Source organism: Echinicola shivajiensis (assembly GCF_018642165.1).
GTDB classification, from domain to species: Bacteria; Bacteroidota; Bacteroidia; order Cytophagales; family Cyclobacteriaceae; genus Echinicola; species Echinicola shivajiensis.
On record NZ_JAHHZM010000001.1, the window covers coordinates 667,181 to 681,524 of the forward strand.

At 39.2% G+C, this 14,344-nt stretch carries 11 protein-coding genes; 8 read left to right on the forward strand and 3 right to left on the reverse strand.

Features of this window, described 5'->3' with window-relative positions; all coding sequences use genetic code 11:
• The first annotated feature begins 25 nt into the window (after window positions 1-25).
• Window positions 26-670: an orotate phosphoribosyltransferase gene (gene pyrE, locus KMW37_RS02710; protein ID WP_246581295.1), complete on the forward strand. Its 645-nt coding sequence runs from the start codon at window positions 26-28 to the stop codon at window positions 668-670.
• 277 nt (window positions 671-947) lie between these two features.
• Window positions 948-4,805, forward strand: coding sequence for a TIM-barrel domain-containing protein (locus KMW37_RS02715; RefSeq protein WP_215223053.1), 3,858 nt, complete (start codon window positions 948-950; stop codon window positions 4,803-4,805).
• A 48-nt stretch (window positions 4,806-4,853) separates the two neighbouring features.
• Here the strand turns inward: KMW37_RS02715 and KMW37_RS02720 are convergent, their stop codons facing one another.
• The 3 genes from KMW37_RS02720 to KMW37_RS02730 all read right to left on the reverse strand — a co-directional run bounded on the left by KMW37_RS02720 (window position 4,854) and on the right by KMW37_RS02730 (window position 7,538).
• The gene (locus KMW37_RS02720; protein WP_215223054.1) at window positions 4,854-5,618 is read right to left on the reverse strand and encodes a TIGR02757 family protein; all 765 of its coding nucleotides are present in this window, start codon (window positions 5,616-5,618) and stop codon (window positions 4,854-4,856) included.
• Between the two features lie 7 nt (window positions 5,619-5,625).
• Window positions 5,626-6,180, reverse strand: a complete 555-nt coding sequence (locus KMW37_RS02725) for a hypothetical protein (protein WP_215223055.1) — start codon at window positions 6,178-6,180, stop codon at window positions 5,626-5,628.
• A 131-nt stretch (window positions 6,181-6,311) separates the two neighbouring features.
• Window positions 6,312-7,538: a LysM peptidoglycan-binding domain-containing protein gene (locus KMW37_RS02730; RefSeq protein ID WP_215223056.1), complete on the reverse strand. Its 1,227-nt coding sequence runs from the start codon at window positions 7,536-7,538 to the stop codon at window positions 6,312-6,314.
• A 286-nt stretch (window positions 7,539-7,824) separates the two neighbouring features.
• Here KMW37_RS02730 and KMW37_RS02735 point away from each other — a divergent pair, with 286 nt between their 5' ends.
• From KMW37_RS02735 to KMW37_RS02760, 6 genes are all read left to right on the forward strand, one after another.
• Entirely contained in the window at window positions 7,825-9,177 is a 1,353-nt protein-coding gene (locus KMW37_RS02735; protein ID WP_215223057.1) for an NfeD family protein, read from the forward strand.
• Between the two features lie 74 nt (window positions 9,178-9,251).
• Window positions 9,252-9,626 (forward strand): globin domain-containing protein, encoded by a 375-nt coding sequence (locus KMW37_RS02740; RefSeq protein ID WP_215223058.1) that lies wholly within the window; start codon window positions 9,252-9,254, stop codon window positions 9,624-9,626.
• A gap of 3 nt (window positions 9,627-9,629) precedes the next feature.
• The gene (locus KMW37_RS02745) at window positions 9,630-10,412 is read left to right on the forward strand and encodes a lysophospholipid acyltransferase family protein (RefSeq protein ID WP_215223059.1); all 783 of its coding nucleotides are present in this window, start codon (window positions 9,630-9,632) and stop codon (window positions 10,410-10,412) included.
• Entirely contained in the window at window positions 10,409-10,696 is a 288-nt protein-coding gene (gatC, locus tag KMW37_RS02750; protein ID WP_215223060.1) for an Asp-tRNA(Asn)/Glu-tRNA(Gln) amidotransferase subunit GatC, read from the forward strand. Before KMW37_RS02745 ends, gatC begins: the two co-directional genes overlap by 4 nt.
• A complete protein-coding gene (locus KMW37_RS02755) occupies window positions 10,696-13,500 on the forward strand; it encodes a tetratricopeptide repeat protein (RefSeq protein ID WP_215223061.1) in 2,805 nt (934 codons plus the stop codon). The genes gatC and KMW37_RS02755 overlap by 1 nt, the downstream gene beginning before the upstream one ends.
• Before the next feature lie 87 nt (window positions 13,501-13,587).
• Window positions 13,588-14,310, forward strand: coding sequence for an ABC transporter ATP-binding protein (locus KMW37_RS02760; RefSeq protein ID WP_246581296.1), 723 nt, complete (start codon window positions 13,588-13,590; stop codon window positions 14,308-14,310).
• Window positions 14,311-14,344 lie beyond the last annotated feature (34 nt).

The window sequence follows — 14,344 nt, forward strand, 5'->3', positions numbered from 1 at the left end:
CATATTTATGAATTAATTTTGGGCCATGGAATTATTCAGCAAAGACATAGCGGGTCAGGTTGCCCGCAAACTACTCGATATCAAAGCCATTAGGTTGCAGCCTCAAGAACCCTTCACATGGGCTTCAGGATGGAAATCGCCCATCTATTGTGACAACCGTCTTTCGCTTTCTTTTCCGGAAGTGAGAACTTTTATCAAATCTCAATTGGTGGAAGCCATCAAAGCCAACTTTCCTGGTGCAGAAGGTATAGCTGGTGTAGCTACAGCAGGAATTCCTCAAGGCGCCCTAATTGCAGAAGAGATGGGACTCCCTTTCATTTATGTTCGTTCAAAGCCAAAAGGTCATGGAATGGAAAATATGATTGAAGGAAAAGTCACCAAAGGAATGAAAGTCGTTGTAATTGAAGACCTCGTTTCTACAGGTGGAAGCTCTCTAAAAGCAGTGGATGCTTTAAAAGCAGCAGGTTTTGAAGTATTGGGAATGGCAGCCATTTTTACCTATGGCTTTGACCTAGCTGCCAAAAACTTTGAAGATGCTGGTGTTAAACTGGTTTGCTTAAGTGATTATGAAGCCATGCTTCCGCAAGCAGTAGCAGACAACTATGCCTCAGATGAGGATTTACAATCTCTCGCAGAATGGAGGCAAGCTCCTGATGCGTGGGGTAAATAAGAACATCCTCAATAAATCATATATAGCCCATTGCAGAAATATGCATTGGGCTTTTTTTTTGCTCAGCAAGTATTTTTAGAACCTCTACCTATTTTTGTTCTTTTGGGACTTAAATATCTCTCAATCCCTTTCGGACATCCTACTCCTATTCTAACACAAAAAAGACCATAAGTCTCCAATCCAAACCTTACATGGAGATTCCTTAACCTTTTGCCAAAAAAAATCAACTAGTCTCGAAATATTGAATATTATTGCATTGTGTAATATTAAAAAGAAAATGAAAATAAAAAACACCCTTAAAACTTACGCTATAGTTTTATTTACTTTTGTGTTCTGTATTTACTATACTCCTATCATTGCTCAGGAAAGCACAAAGAACCCTGCCGTACAGGGGGATCAGGACATTAGGATAGTTGATGCCAAAAAGCTCAATAATTCGACTATTGATATTAGCCTATCCAATCAGCATAAGATGCTGGTTGACTTTTATGGAGATCATATTTTCAGGCTATTTCAAGACAATTCAGGAAAGGAACTAAGGGCTCCGGAAGCAGAACCTGAAGCACAGATTTTGGTGGATAATCCAAGAAAGGACCTTGGGCAAGTCAGTCTTTCCCTGGGTGAGGAGGAAGTTATTATTACAACTGATAAGATTAAACTAAGCATCAATAAAAGCACCTTACTTTTTAATATCAACAATTTAGAAACCCAAGCCCTTATAGTTGAAAGTTTAGAGCCTATTAAGTTTGAAAAGGACCAAGTGAGTATCCGTCTACGTGAAAACCCCAATGAATACTTCTATGGAGGAGGAATCCAAAACGGCCGATTCTCCCATAAGGGCAAAAAGATCTCGATTGAAAACCAGAACAGTTGGACAGATGGTGGAGTTGCTTCCCCTACTCCCTTCTATTGGTCTTCGAAGGGGTATGGCATAATGTGGTACACTTTCAAAAAAGGAGAATATGATTTCGGAGCAAAGGAAAAAGGAAAAGTATCCTTATCACATAAAACTGATTATCTAGATGTATTTTTCATGGTCAACGATGGAGTAAGTAATCTCTTGAATGATTTTTATCAATTAACAGGCAACCCTGTTCTTTTACCGAAATTTGGTTTCTACCAGGGACACCTCAATGCCTACAACCGTGATTATTGGAAAGAAGACGAAAAAGGAATTCTTTTTGAGGACGGGAAAAGATATAAGGAAAGCCAAAAAGACAATGGAGGAATCAAAGAATCATTGAATGGTAAAAATGACAATTACCAGTTCTCCGCTAGAGCAGTAATTGATCGTTATAATGAACATGATATGCCATTGGGATGGATTTTGCCTAATGATGGCTATGGAGCTGGCTATGGTCAAACAGCAACCTTGGATGGCAATATTCAAAACCTTAAGGAACTTGGTGATTATGCCAGAAACCATGGAGTGGAAATAGGATTATGGACCCAGTCCGATCTCCACCCAAAAGAAGGGATCAGTGCGCTATTGCAAAGGGATATCATTAAGGAAGTGAGAGATGCAGGGGTAAGAGTACTTAAAACAGATGTGGCTTGGGTAGGCGCCGGATATTCCTTTGGCTTAAACGGGGTAGCAGATGTTGGACAAATCATGCCTAAGTATGGCAATAATGCCAGACCCTTTATCATCTCTCTTGATGGTTGGGCAGGCACGCAAAGATATGCTGGGATTTGGTCAGGTGATCAAACGGGAGGCGTATGGGAGTATATTAGATTCCACATCCCTACTTATATAGGCTCTGGACTTTCTGGTCAGCCCAATATTTCCTCAGACATGGATGGGATTTTTGGAGGTAAAAACCCGTTTGTGAACACAAGGGATTTCCAATGGAAAACCTTCACTCCAATGGAGCTAAATATGGACGGATGGGGAGCCAATGAAAAATATCCTCAAGCATTGGGTGAACCAACCACCTCCATCAATAGAAGCTACCTAAAATGGAAATCTGAGCTGATGCCTTATACTTACAGTATCGCAAAAGAAGCTGTAGATGGCCTTCCAATGGTCAGAGCAATGTTCCTGGAAGAAAAAAACAGCTATACCCAAGGTAAAGCAACCCAATACCAGTTCATGTATGGGCCTAGTTTTTTGGTAGCTCCAATCTACAAAGAAACCAAAATAGATGAGGAAGGAAATGATATCAGAAATGGCATCTACTTACCAAAAGGACTTTGGATAGATTATTTTTCCGGTGAGCAGTATAATGGTAATCAGATTATCAACAGTTTTGACAGCCCTATATGGAAGCTTCCCGTCTTTGTAAAAAGAGGAGCGATTATCCCACTGACCAATCCTAACAATAATGTTTCAGAGATCAATAAAGAGCACAGAATTTATGAGCTTTATCCATTTGAGCATTCTTCTTTCAGAGAATATGATGATGATGGAATAACGGAGGCTTATAAAAATGGAGAGGGAGCGTACACCCTGATTGAATCTGAAGTAGACGGAAAGAACAATCTACAAATCACCGTACACCCTTCAAATGGTGATTATGAAGGATTCATCAAGACAAAATCAACTGAGTTCAGAATCAATATCACAGAAGCCCCTAAAAAAGTCTTTGCCAGGATTTCTGGTAAGAAAGTGAAATTGAACAGCGTAAACACTTTGGAAGAGTTCAATAATAAAACCAACGTTTACTTCTATCATGAAAACCCAAATCTCAACAGGTTCTCAACTCCTGGAACTGAATTGGCCAATCTGCCAATAATCAAAAACCCGCAGCTTTTAGTGAAAATCAAGAAAACGGACATCACTGCCAATGACATTGAGCTACAGCTTAAGGGTTTCAATTTTAACCCAAAAGACAATCAAAAAGTTACTGAAGGACCTTTATCTGCTCCAGAAAACGCTAAAGTCAATGAAGAAAATACGGAAGCATACTCCTTAATGCCTTCTTGGGATAAAGTGGCCAATAGTGATTATTATGAGATTGACTTCGAAGGAATGCGCTATACAACCATTAGGGACACAGCATACCTTATCGAAGGGCTTAGTGCAGAAACAGATTACACTTTCCAACTTCGCGCGGTAAATAAAAACGGAGTTTCTGAATGGGTGGAGTTTAAGGCTACCACCAAATCCAATCCTTTAGAATTTGCTATTCAGGACATAGCAGGAGAAACCAGTGCTGACAACCAAGGAGGTTATGAAATTGCCAAACTGTTTGATTTTGATGAAGGAAATACCTGGCATACCAAATGGGGCGAAGATGCCATCCCTTTTGATATGATCATAGACCTCAAATCCTTCAACCAACTGGATAAATTGGAATATTTACCAAGAAGAACTGGCACCAATGGCATCCTATTAAAAGGCAAAATATACTTCAGTAATGACAAAGCCAATTGGACCATAGCTGGAGATATCGCTTGGGAAAAGGACAATGAAACCAAAGTTTTCAATTTCGACAAGCAACCTACAGCAAGATATATCAAAATTGAAATTACTGAAGGTGTTGGAGGATTCGGTTCAGGTCGTGAAATGTATGTATTCAAAGTACCTGGCACTGAAAGCTACCTTCCTGGGGACATCAATAATGATGGATTAATAGATGAAAATGATTTGACCTCATACATCAATTATACAGGGCTTAAGCGGGGCGATTCAGACTTTGAAGGTTATGTAAGCATCGGGGATGTCAATAAAAATGACCTCATTGATGCCTATGACATTTCTGTCGTGGCGACTCAACTGGAGGGTGGAGTTGATCAATCAAAACCATTTCAGCTTTCAGGAAAACTTGAATTAAGCACTGATAAAACCAATTACAAGGAAAATGAAATTGTAGAGATCAGCATAAAGGGTGTAGAACTTAGTGCAGTAAATGCCCTAAGCTTTGCATTGGCATACAATTCTGAAGACTATGAATTTATAGGTATAAAGCCTATCGGTATGAGAAGTATGGAAAACATGACCAATAATAGGCTTCATACCAATGGCGAACAGGTATTGTATCCAACCTTTGTCAATCTAGGCACTAAGGAGACCTTGGATGGAAATACTGATTTGTTCATACTAAGGTTTAAAACCAAACGACCATTGAAGTTCAATTTAAAAGCTGATAAAGGTCTCTTGGTTGATCCCTCATTAAATACCATCTTATTTTAAAAGCAAAAGCCCCGGAAATTTCGGGGCTTTTGCTTTTAAATTTCGGGTTTAATACTTTTCTTCTACGCCCAATCCAAAAAGAGCAAAGTCATATTTTACCGGATCTTCAGGATCAAACTCCCTAAGCCTCTGGGTAAGCTCCATTGCTGTCTTCCAATCAGTTTGTTTCCTTTCGATCATGCCCAGCTTTCTTGCCACCCTATCCACATGTAGATCACAGGGACAGATCAACTGTGAAGGCTTTATTTTATTCCATATTCCAAAATCCACTCCCTTATCATCGCTTCGAACCATCCATCTCAAAAACATATTGATGCGCTTACAAGCTGCTTTTCTCTTTGGGGTGGCCACATGCTTTCTGGTCCTTTGAGGAGCATTTGGATCTCTAAAAAAGAATTCATGAAAGTTACTAAGCAAATCCCCCATGATATCCACTTCATCCTTCCATCCAATTACAAATGCTTCTTCCATACTTTGGTGATTGCCATAAAAGTCCTTGAAAAAACTAATGAACCAAAGGGTATCAATATCATTAAAGGTCCTGTGTTTAAAATCAAGAAATGGTTTTAAATCAGATTCCATATGATTTAGCATAAAATCATATGGGGCATTGTCCATCATGGCCATTAATTCCAAACACTTATTGATAATAGTTTTCCTTTGCCCCCATGCCAATGTAGCGGCAAAAAAACCTGCAATTTCAATATCTTGTTTCTTGCTAAACCGATGAGGAATCGAAATGGGATCGAGTGTTATAAAATCAGGTTGATTATAGAATTCGGTCTTCTCCTCTAAAAAATCTTTTAAATCCATAAACGTGTTAAAGCGCGACTTTCACTTCTCCTCCTTGTGTCCCATCAAACCATTTAAAGGACAATTGATTTTCTTCTTTTTCTGCCAAATGCCAGTCAAAGCATTTGATATTAGTCAATGGGGTCAACTTATCCTCTTCAGGTTCATAAAGGCATACTTCAAAGTCTGGAAGCTTCTTTGGATCCACTGTATTCCATCTTTCCATCAAATACCCTTCTTCGATGATGTTTATCTTCCCTCCAAAATAGTGGTCTTCCAACACAGAAGGCACTCCATCCTTTCTCCTCAACTGATAACAGGAAGGTCCAAACATAATCTGCTTATGCAATTTTCCTTCTATTAAATCCACTTCCTTGGTCAGCTGTTTCCAATCAGGAATATTGATTTCCTTGATGGATTCTTTCCTTTTGATTTTGGTCAATAGTGTGGAAATACCTGAAAAAAAGTAAGTAATCCCAATAAACACTATTCCAAAGGTGGCCAGAATAGGATAGGAAATAACAAATATCAAATTCCAGATAAACCTGAAAATATGATGAAATATGAGTTGTACTTTATTCATTCGACAGTTCAAACTAATGACAAAAATAGACTTTTTATCAGCAATAATCAAAATGCTCATTATCAGCGCTAAAAACAAAAAAAGACCCCATTTAAAATGGAGTCTTTTTTTGTTCCTGATTTATAGCGGCTTTAGTAGGATACTTCAACCCTGAATCTATTATTGACAGCCCTGAGTTGGTCAAAAGCTGCTTGGGACACCTTGATCAAAAGTTTGCTATTATCTCCAGTGTCGGGCAGTTTTCCAACTACCCTGGCAAAAATCATCACGTCATTTTCCTCATTCCTGATTCTCATGATAGTTCCCACTGGCGCTTTTCTGTGCAACACCAAATATTTCTTATGGTTTCCAGTTCCTTGAATTACTTCTGCTTGCCCTGATTCTTTGATATTCTTGTATTCGGTACTTTCTTCAGAAGCTTTCCCCACTTTATAAGTAGAAGTAGCAGTAACCGTTGTTGCTTCATCTTCTACTTGACTCACTTCAGTAACTGGAGTCGCATTGTTAACAGCTCCTTCTTTTCTACCAACCTTAAGTTTTTGGCCTTCTTTTAGATTATTAGATGAAAGTGCGTTCCAATTGATAAGATCTCCCATATTGGCATTATATCTCTTGGAAATAGCATATAAGGTTTCTCCATCTTTAACCGTGTGGGTAATCCATCCCACCTCTGCACCGGCTGGTATGTTTTCAATTCTTTCTGTAGTTCCGGGTGCATTTTCCACCACAACCTGTTTATTGGCTTTTTCTTTTGGCTCCTCTACTTTCTTCTTCTCCTCTTTTTTCTCTTTGGCCTTTTTACCCTCCTCCATCATTTTCTGACGTTCCTTTGGCAAATCATTCACCTTGGTAGGAACAGCTTTCACTTCTGGAGCTTCTCTCGCGACCGCTTCCTGAACGGGCTTCACCCCCTCAATAACCAAGCCTTGACCAACACTTAAATCATTTCCTTTTAACTCATTCCATTTTTTGACATCTTCAACAGAAACCTCATATTTGGTGGCTATCGCAAAAAGCGTCTCTCCAGGAGCTACCTTATGAAGCACAGCTCCTTCCGGCAAGGCTGCTTTAGGGATAAATGGAACCTTAATGCGCTGACCAATTTTAAGTCCTTGCTTTAATTCGCTGTTATTTTCTATAATTTCACCAACTGGAGTTTCATACCTTCTTGAAATGGAAAACAGTGTCTCCTTAGACTTTACTTCATGAATAATAAATGTTCTATCTCCTATTTTTTCCACACCGACAGAATCAATCGCAGTGTTTCCAGCAAATGACGCACTGACAAACCCCAGAAAGAAAAGAATTACAAAACTTGACTTAATAACTAATCGCTCCATACTCACTTTAAAACTCATATATTTTTTCAATTATCGATTCAAACCACCTATATCTTCTAGCACATTAGGCAATACGCAAATTACTACAAAAATATTGCTAAATTTTTCATTAAAAAGAAAAAAGCCGGAGATGTACTACAATTGTTTGCTGCTGTATTAAGTTCAAAACTGCTATATTTAGTATTACGTTAAATTGAGGGAGTTCATTTACAAAGCCTAACATTTCATTTAGCTTGCCATGCTTCCTTATAAGCCATTAATATTGAAAAATCCGGGCAATTACCATCAGCATTTATACAGAAACATGAAAAACTATTTTATTCTCTATTGCATTATTTTTTCTTCACTGATCATGACTGCTTATGCTTTCCAAGAAAATGATAATGAAAAAAAAATCGTTTATGTTCTAGAAGTAATGGACAATATTGATCCAAGAATGAACCGCAAGGTAAGACTTGCCCTAGAAGATGCACAATCAAAGGAGGCGGATTATTTTCTTGTTCACATGGACACCTATGGAGGGGCAGTCAATGATGCTGATGACATCCGTACTTTACTGTTGGAATCAAAAATCCCCACTTTGGTTTTTATTGACAAAGACGCCGCTTCTGCTGGGGCCTTGATTTCCATAGCCTGCGACAGCATCTACATGGCTCCTGGAGCAAGCATTGGTGCAGCAACCGTAGTCATGGGAGCTGGTGGAGATGCCGCACCAGACAAATATCAATCCTATATGCGTTCCATGATGAGGAGCACTGCTGAAGCCAATGGTAGAAACCCCAAAATTGCTGAGGCTATGGTCGATGAAAGCTTAGAAGTAGAAGGTATTTCCAAAGCAGGTTCTGTGATTACCTTTTCGGTTTCAGAAGCCATTGAAAATGGTTTTTGTGAAGCCCAGGTAAACTCAATTGAAGAAGTCATTGAAAAGCAGCAAATCAGCCATTATGAAATCATTGAATATAAACTGGGCACCACAGAAACGATTATTTCTTTCTTTCTAAACCCCGCTGTAAGTGGATTTTTAATCCTTATCATTTTTGCGGGAATTTACTTTGAAATTCAAACTCCAGGGGTAGGCTTCCCACTCGCAGCATCCATTATTGCTGTCACCCTCTATTTTATTCCCTATTATTTAACAGGCCTTGCTGAAAACTGGGAGATCGTCGTCTTTATCTTAGGAATAATATTATTGGCTTTGGAATTATTTGTAATCCCGGGATTTGGTATCGCTGGGATTCTGGGGATCATTGGCATCCTAACAGGCCTAACACTGGGAATGATCCCTAATGATGTTTTTGATTTCACCTTCGTTCCATCAGGTGAACTATTCATGGCTGTGGTAACCGTGATATTATCTGCAGTAGTTGCAGTAGGAATGATCTTCCTGTTGGCCCCCAAGGTTAACCAGTGGAAAGCATTTAGCCATATTGCCTTGGCCGACACCCAAGACAAGAAAGCAGGTTATACCTCATCTTGGTACGGAGAGGATTTATTGGGAAAAGAAGGCCTTACCCATACCCGGCTTATGCCAAGCGGGAAAATAATCATTGATGATGAAATTTATGATGCCCACTCAAGAGGTGATTTTATTGACAAGGGAGAGAAAATTAAAGTCATCAGCACTGAAGGCACCTCCCTTACTGTGAAAAAACAATAAGGCTTAAATTGATCTCCTTTTGAAATTTATCTTTTGCTAAAATTCTTTAAGTTTGTTCTTCCAAGAGTAGCATCATGAACGAATTCCAAACGGTTTACCAAGCTATTGGTGAAGAGAAAATCAAAGAATTGACCCGGTATTTTTATGAAGGAGTTGAATCCAACGAAACCCTTCGATCAATATACCCAGAAGAGCTGGCTCCTGCTGAAGAACGCCTATATTTATTTCTTCTTCAGGTATTTGGTGGCCCAACTACCTATTCTGAGGAAAGGGGACATCCCAGATTACGCATGAGACACCTGCAGTGGGCAATTGATGATAAAATGCGCAATCACTGGCTCAACAATATGCTCAACGCACTTGACAGGATTGATGTGGATCAAAATGTAAAAGAATTGATGATGAGTTACTTTGTAAAAGTGGCCAACCATATGATCAACAGACAATAGGACATGGCATTTTTTAGGAGAATATATTCTATTTACGGCACCATTATTTTCATTCTTTCTTTTGTGTTGTTATTGCCCCTGTTTCTAATCACCATAGAAATCCCAGGCCTTAAAAAGTATGGCAGAAGGTTGAACGGTATCTGGTCAAGAATATTCTTCACAGGACTATTTATCAGGGTTAAGGTAGAAAATAGGCATTTGCTCAAATCCCACAAACAATACATCATTATTGCGAACCATTTTTCCTATCTGGACATTCCTGTGATAGGCTTGATGTCCAAGGATGCGATGTTTATAGGCAAGAGTTCTCTGGGCAAAGTGCCTTTATTTGGCTATATGTTCCGAAGACTACATATAGCAGTGAACCGTTCTAGTTTCAGGAGCCGTGGAGAAACCCTTAAGCGGACCATGGAGGCCATTGATCAAGGGTCGAGCATTATTATTTTCCCAGAAGGAGGCATAAGATCAACCCAACCACCAAAAATGGCAGACTTTAAAGATGGGGCTTTTAATATTGCTTTTGAAAAACAAATCCCTGTAATTCCTGTAACTTTATCCTATAATCATTTAATTTTGCCCGACGATAACAAATTCTTATTGAACTATAAACCGGTGAAGGTGGTCATCCACCCTCCTGTTTTTCCAAAGGGAGAGGCAAAACAGGCCATACCTCAGATAAAGGCGACCTGCTTTAATTTAATACAAGAGCAGCTTTGGAAGGACAATGGGGGAAAACCTGATCGAGCTTTTAGCTCCACTACCACACCAAAAGAACATAAATCATGAAAATTGACACTAATACACTAAAGAAAATCGCCCACTTGGCAAGATTAGAGTTTGACGAAAATAGTGCTAAAAAGATGACCAAGGACATGACCCAAATCTTGGATTGGGTAGAGCACTTGGACCAAGTGGACACAGAAGGTGTAGAACCTATCACAACCATGAGCTCAGAGGTCAATGTATTGAGAGAGGACGAAGAAGGCAAGCACCTTGAGCATGAAAAAGGCTTGAAAAATGCCCCTCAGAGAGATTCAGATTATTTCCGTGTTCCTAAGGTCCTTGAATAATGCCCAAGCAATCGTTGGAAAAAAAACATCATATCATCTATTTAGGACTGCCAATCGCCCTTTGCGTCATTGGCAGTTTTCTTTTACTGTATCAATACTTTTTTGCTTGGAATGAAGCCCTGCCCATTCAAGCAGGTGTTTTTTCAGAAATGGTGGAGATCCCCTTGGATATTTTCAATTGGGGTATCGAGCAATATTCTTTAAATGTAGAAAACTACCTGATCTTCCAAAACTTTGAGACTTTGCTCCCTCCAGCACAAATTTTCAAAACCCAAGTATTTGGAATAATTACATGGCTGTTGATCAGTTTTGGGCTTAGTCTCATCACTACATTCAAACGGTATTATTTCATTGCTGCCATGGCTTTACTGATATTTTTATTGACAATTTCTGGAGTCAATTCATTAAATATCGGTGGAATTAGCAGCAACACTGCATTGATCATCCTGCTAATAGGAACAACCGTCCCGGCAATGTTGATCCATATTTTTTATGACCACATCTCCCTACTTAAGCGTACATTAATCATAAGCCCAATTGCCATGAGTACCCTTTTGGGACTTATATTAAGCAGCTCTGTAGTAGAACCTTTATTGTTGATGTCAGAAAATATCAGCTTGGTAGGGATGGCAATCACAGCTATTTTTCTTCTATACATAGGGCACAGCTTAGTCAACAGTTTTTTCCTCTTATTGACCAAACTCAATCAGGGTATTGGACTTAAAATCTCCTGGCACTTAACCGTATTCAGTACCTTATATGTCTCTTCACTTTTCATTATTTTATTGGATTTAACGGGCAACCTTGAACTTCCATTTAATGCCCCCATTTTCCCCATTTTCCTTTTAGCAGGATTTCTAGGTTGGTTTGAAACAAGATCAAAAATCAGCCAGATCAATCAACCCTATTCAGTGGCACTTGTTGGGAAATCACTTTATTGGATTGGTTTTGGCATCAGCGCATTTTTATTCTGGAAAGCCCAGTTTTCAGCAAACCGACCATTATTGGATTTCTTGGATCATTGGACGGTTTATACCCAACTGGCCTTTTCCTTGTTATTTTTCATTTACCTTTTGGCTAACTTCACTGGTTTTATGAATTCCGGCAAGCCTGTAGCCGATGTCATTTACCAACCCAAATTCTTCGCTTATCATCATATGAGAATTGGTTCAATCATGGCCCTATTTTCCCTCATTGTATTTTCAGATGCGGTAATAGGTCCACAAATAAGCACCAGCTCAACCAATTTCTCAGCAGATTACTACTATGCGAGTGAAAGACCAACAGAGGCACGCATCCTATATGAAAATAGCTGGACCAGGTACAGGAAGAATGAAAAAGCCAAAATAGCGACAATCCTGCTGTACCTAAAAGAAAACCAATCTACGATTGCCAATAATCACATGGAGGAAAGCCTTGAATGGAGCCCTTCTGTACATGAAATCTTATTGGCAGCCAATTACGCGCACAAAAGGAACAGATATTTTGATGCAGTATTCTATTTGCAAAAAGGACTGGAGTTTTTCCCTGACAATGTCTATTTAGAGAATAATCTTGCCTTATTGCTCAGTAAGGGGAATAAAACCCAGGATGCATTTGAACTTATCTCCAAGGCCGCAACTAAAAACCAATCTGCCTATGCTAATATGATTGGTTTACAGGCAAAACATTTAATACGCTTTGACGAAGAAATGGCCCCTAGAAACGACCTCATTTCCCAGATCAATTATACGGCTATGAGTAATTTAAAGGGAAATCTAGCCCCTTTTAGCCTGCATATTGACCAGTCAGAGCAGATGATCTTGAAACAGGCTATTTTGCGAAATCAATGGAGCAATGCTCCAGAAACAAGTTTAGAGGATGATTTGGTACTTTTAGAACAATTACAAGAAGAAGCAAAGACCACTTTGGACCTCAAACAACTGAAAATCTCAAGGGTAATCAGGTTTTATCAAAGCGGACAAATTGGTGAAGCTTTAAAGCACCTCAATGGACTGATGTTGGATGATAAAAACTCTGCAGGATATTACCATGCTTTGGCAGCCAAAATCCTTATTGGCCAAGGTGATCTGGAAAAATCAGCTAAAGAACTGGTAGAGGCAGAGGAATATGGATTCCGTAATTTCAACAGCTCCCTGATCCCTGTTTTACACTATGGAAAACAACAATCGAAGGCCATTGAAATTGCAGAAAAGTACAATATCGACTTCCCGGGCTGGCTGAACCTAAAGGATGAAGAATCAGGAACGCCCAATACAGACATGCAATACTTCCAATTCCTTTCTGAGCTCTTAAAAGGAACAAAGCAGGATTTTCTTGAAAAGATAGAACGACTACCTGACGATCAAATGAAGCCTATTTTGGCCCATGAAATACTTCTAAAAAAAGGACATTGGCTGAATAACAAGGAAATCAAAGTCTTAAAAGATTATTTGCTCAAACAAAATGGGATTGACCAAGCCTATATCGAAGAACTGGCTCAGGCACTGCAATCCAAAAAATACCCAACCTCAGTTTCCAGTCCTATTTTGGCAAAATTAACAGCAGACCAAAAGGAAAGTACGCCCAATCCATATATCACACCATTCGTTTTGATGAAAGTGGCTGAAATAAATGATCCCGAGGTACAATATGAATTATTAAGAAATGCTGCTGACTTCAACCCTGATCCAATACTATGGATTGAAATGATTAGAAAGAGTGAAAAGATAGGTCTTGGCAACTATGGCCAAGCTGCCTTGAAGGAACTTTCGGGCTGGGTAGATCAAAATGCTGTACAAAACTTACTAGTTCAAAGCCAATAATTTCCTTTTAGATAAATTAACAGCATTATTAAAAACATTTTCCTTTAAAACTGTATCTTTAGGGAAAGAACAAATAACATTTTTATCATGGGGAAAATCATTGAAACAAACGAGATCAAGAAGACATATATCATGGGGGCTGAGCAGGTTAAGGCCTTAAAATCTGTCTCCATCGACATTGAAAAGGGAGAATATGTGGCTTTCATGGGGCCTTCCGGATCAGGAAAATCCACCTTGATGAACATCATTGGATGTTTGGACACCCCTACTGCAGGTAAGTATATTTTGAACCATAAGGATGTCAGCGACATGACAGAAAATGAACTCGCAGAAATTCGAAACAAGGAAATCGGTTTTGTTTTCCAAACTTTTAACTTATTACCCAGGGCTACATGCCTTGAAAATGTCGCCTTGCCGCTTATTTATGCTGGCTTCAATAAATCCGAGCGAGAGGACAAAGCCTATATGGCCTTAAAAAGTGTTGGCTTGGATGACCGTGTAAACCACAAGCCAAATGAGCTTTCAGGTGGACAAAGGCAGCGTGTTGCCATTGCCCGTGCACTGGTCAACGACCCCAGTATCATTCTTGCCGATGAGCCTACAGGTAACCTAGACACAAAGACTTCATATGACATCATGAACCTCTTTCATGAGCTTCATCAAAAAGGAAACACCATTATCATGGTAACTCACGAAGATGACATTGCCCATTACGCACACCGCATTGTCAGGTTAAGAGATGGACTGGTCGAATCAGATGAAATCAACCCCAAGCCCACAACAAATAATTTTCAAGTTGTCACTGAATAAGGCTATAAAAATCAAAAGTTAATGCTTAATTTTG

Excerpts from the sequence above, each read along its gene's own strand:
- KMW37_RS02735 (WP_215223057.1), top strand. The coding sequence starts at position 7,825 with ATGAAAAACTATTTTATTCTCTATTGCATTATTTTTTCTTCACTGATC.
- KMW37_RS02745 (WP_215223059.1), top strand. The coding sequence starts at position 9,630 with ATGGCATTTTTTAGGAGAATATATTCTATTTACGGCACCATTATTTTC.
- gatC (WP_215223060.1), top strand. The coding sequence starts at position 10,409 with ATGAAAATTGACACTAATACACTAAAGAAAATCGCCCACTTGGCAAGA.
- KMW37_RS02715 (WP_215223053.1), top strand. The coding sequence starts at position 948 with ATGAAAATAAAAAACACCCTTAAAACTTACGCTATAGTTTTATTTACT.
- KMW37_RS02755 (WP_215223061.1), top strand. The coding sequence starts at position 10,696 with ATGCCCAAGCAATCGTTGGAAAAAAAACATCATATCATCTATTTAGGA.
- KMW37_RS02730 (WP_215223056.1), bottom strand. The coding sequence starts at position 7,538 with ATGAGTTTTAAAGTGAGTATGGAGCGATTAGTTATTAAGTCAAGTTTT.
- KMW37_RS02725 (WP_215223055.1), bottom strand. The coding sequence starts at position 6,180 with ATGAATAAAGTACAACTCATATTTCATCATATTTTCAGGTTTATCTGG.
- KMW37_RS02740 (WP_215223058.1), top strand. The coding sequence starts at position 9,252 with ATGAACGAATTCCAAACGGTTTACCAAGCTATTGGTGAAGAGAAAATC.
- KMW37_RS02720 (WP_215223054.1), bottom strand. The coding sequence starts at position 5,618 with ATGGATTTAAAAGATTTTTTAGAGGAGAAGACCGAATTCTATAATCAA.
- KMW37_RS02760 (WP_246581296.1), top strand. The coding sequence starts at position 13,588 with ATGGGGAAAATCATTGAAACAAACGAGATCAAGAAGACATATATCATG.
- pyrE (WP_246581295.1), top strand. The coding sequence starts at position 26 with ATGGAATTATTCAGCAAAGACATAGCGGGTCAGGTTGCCCGCAAACTA.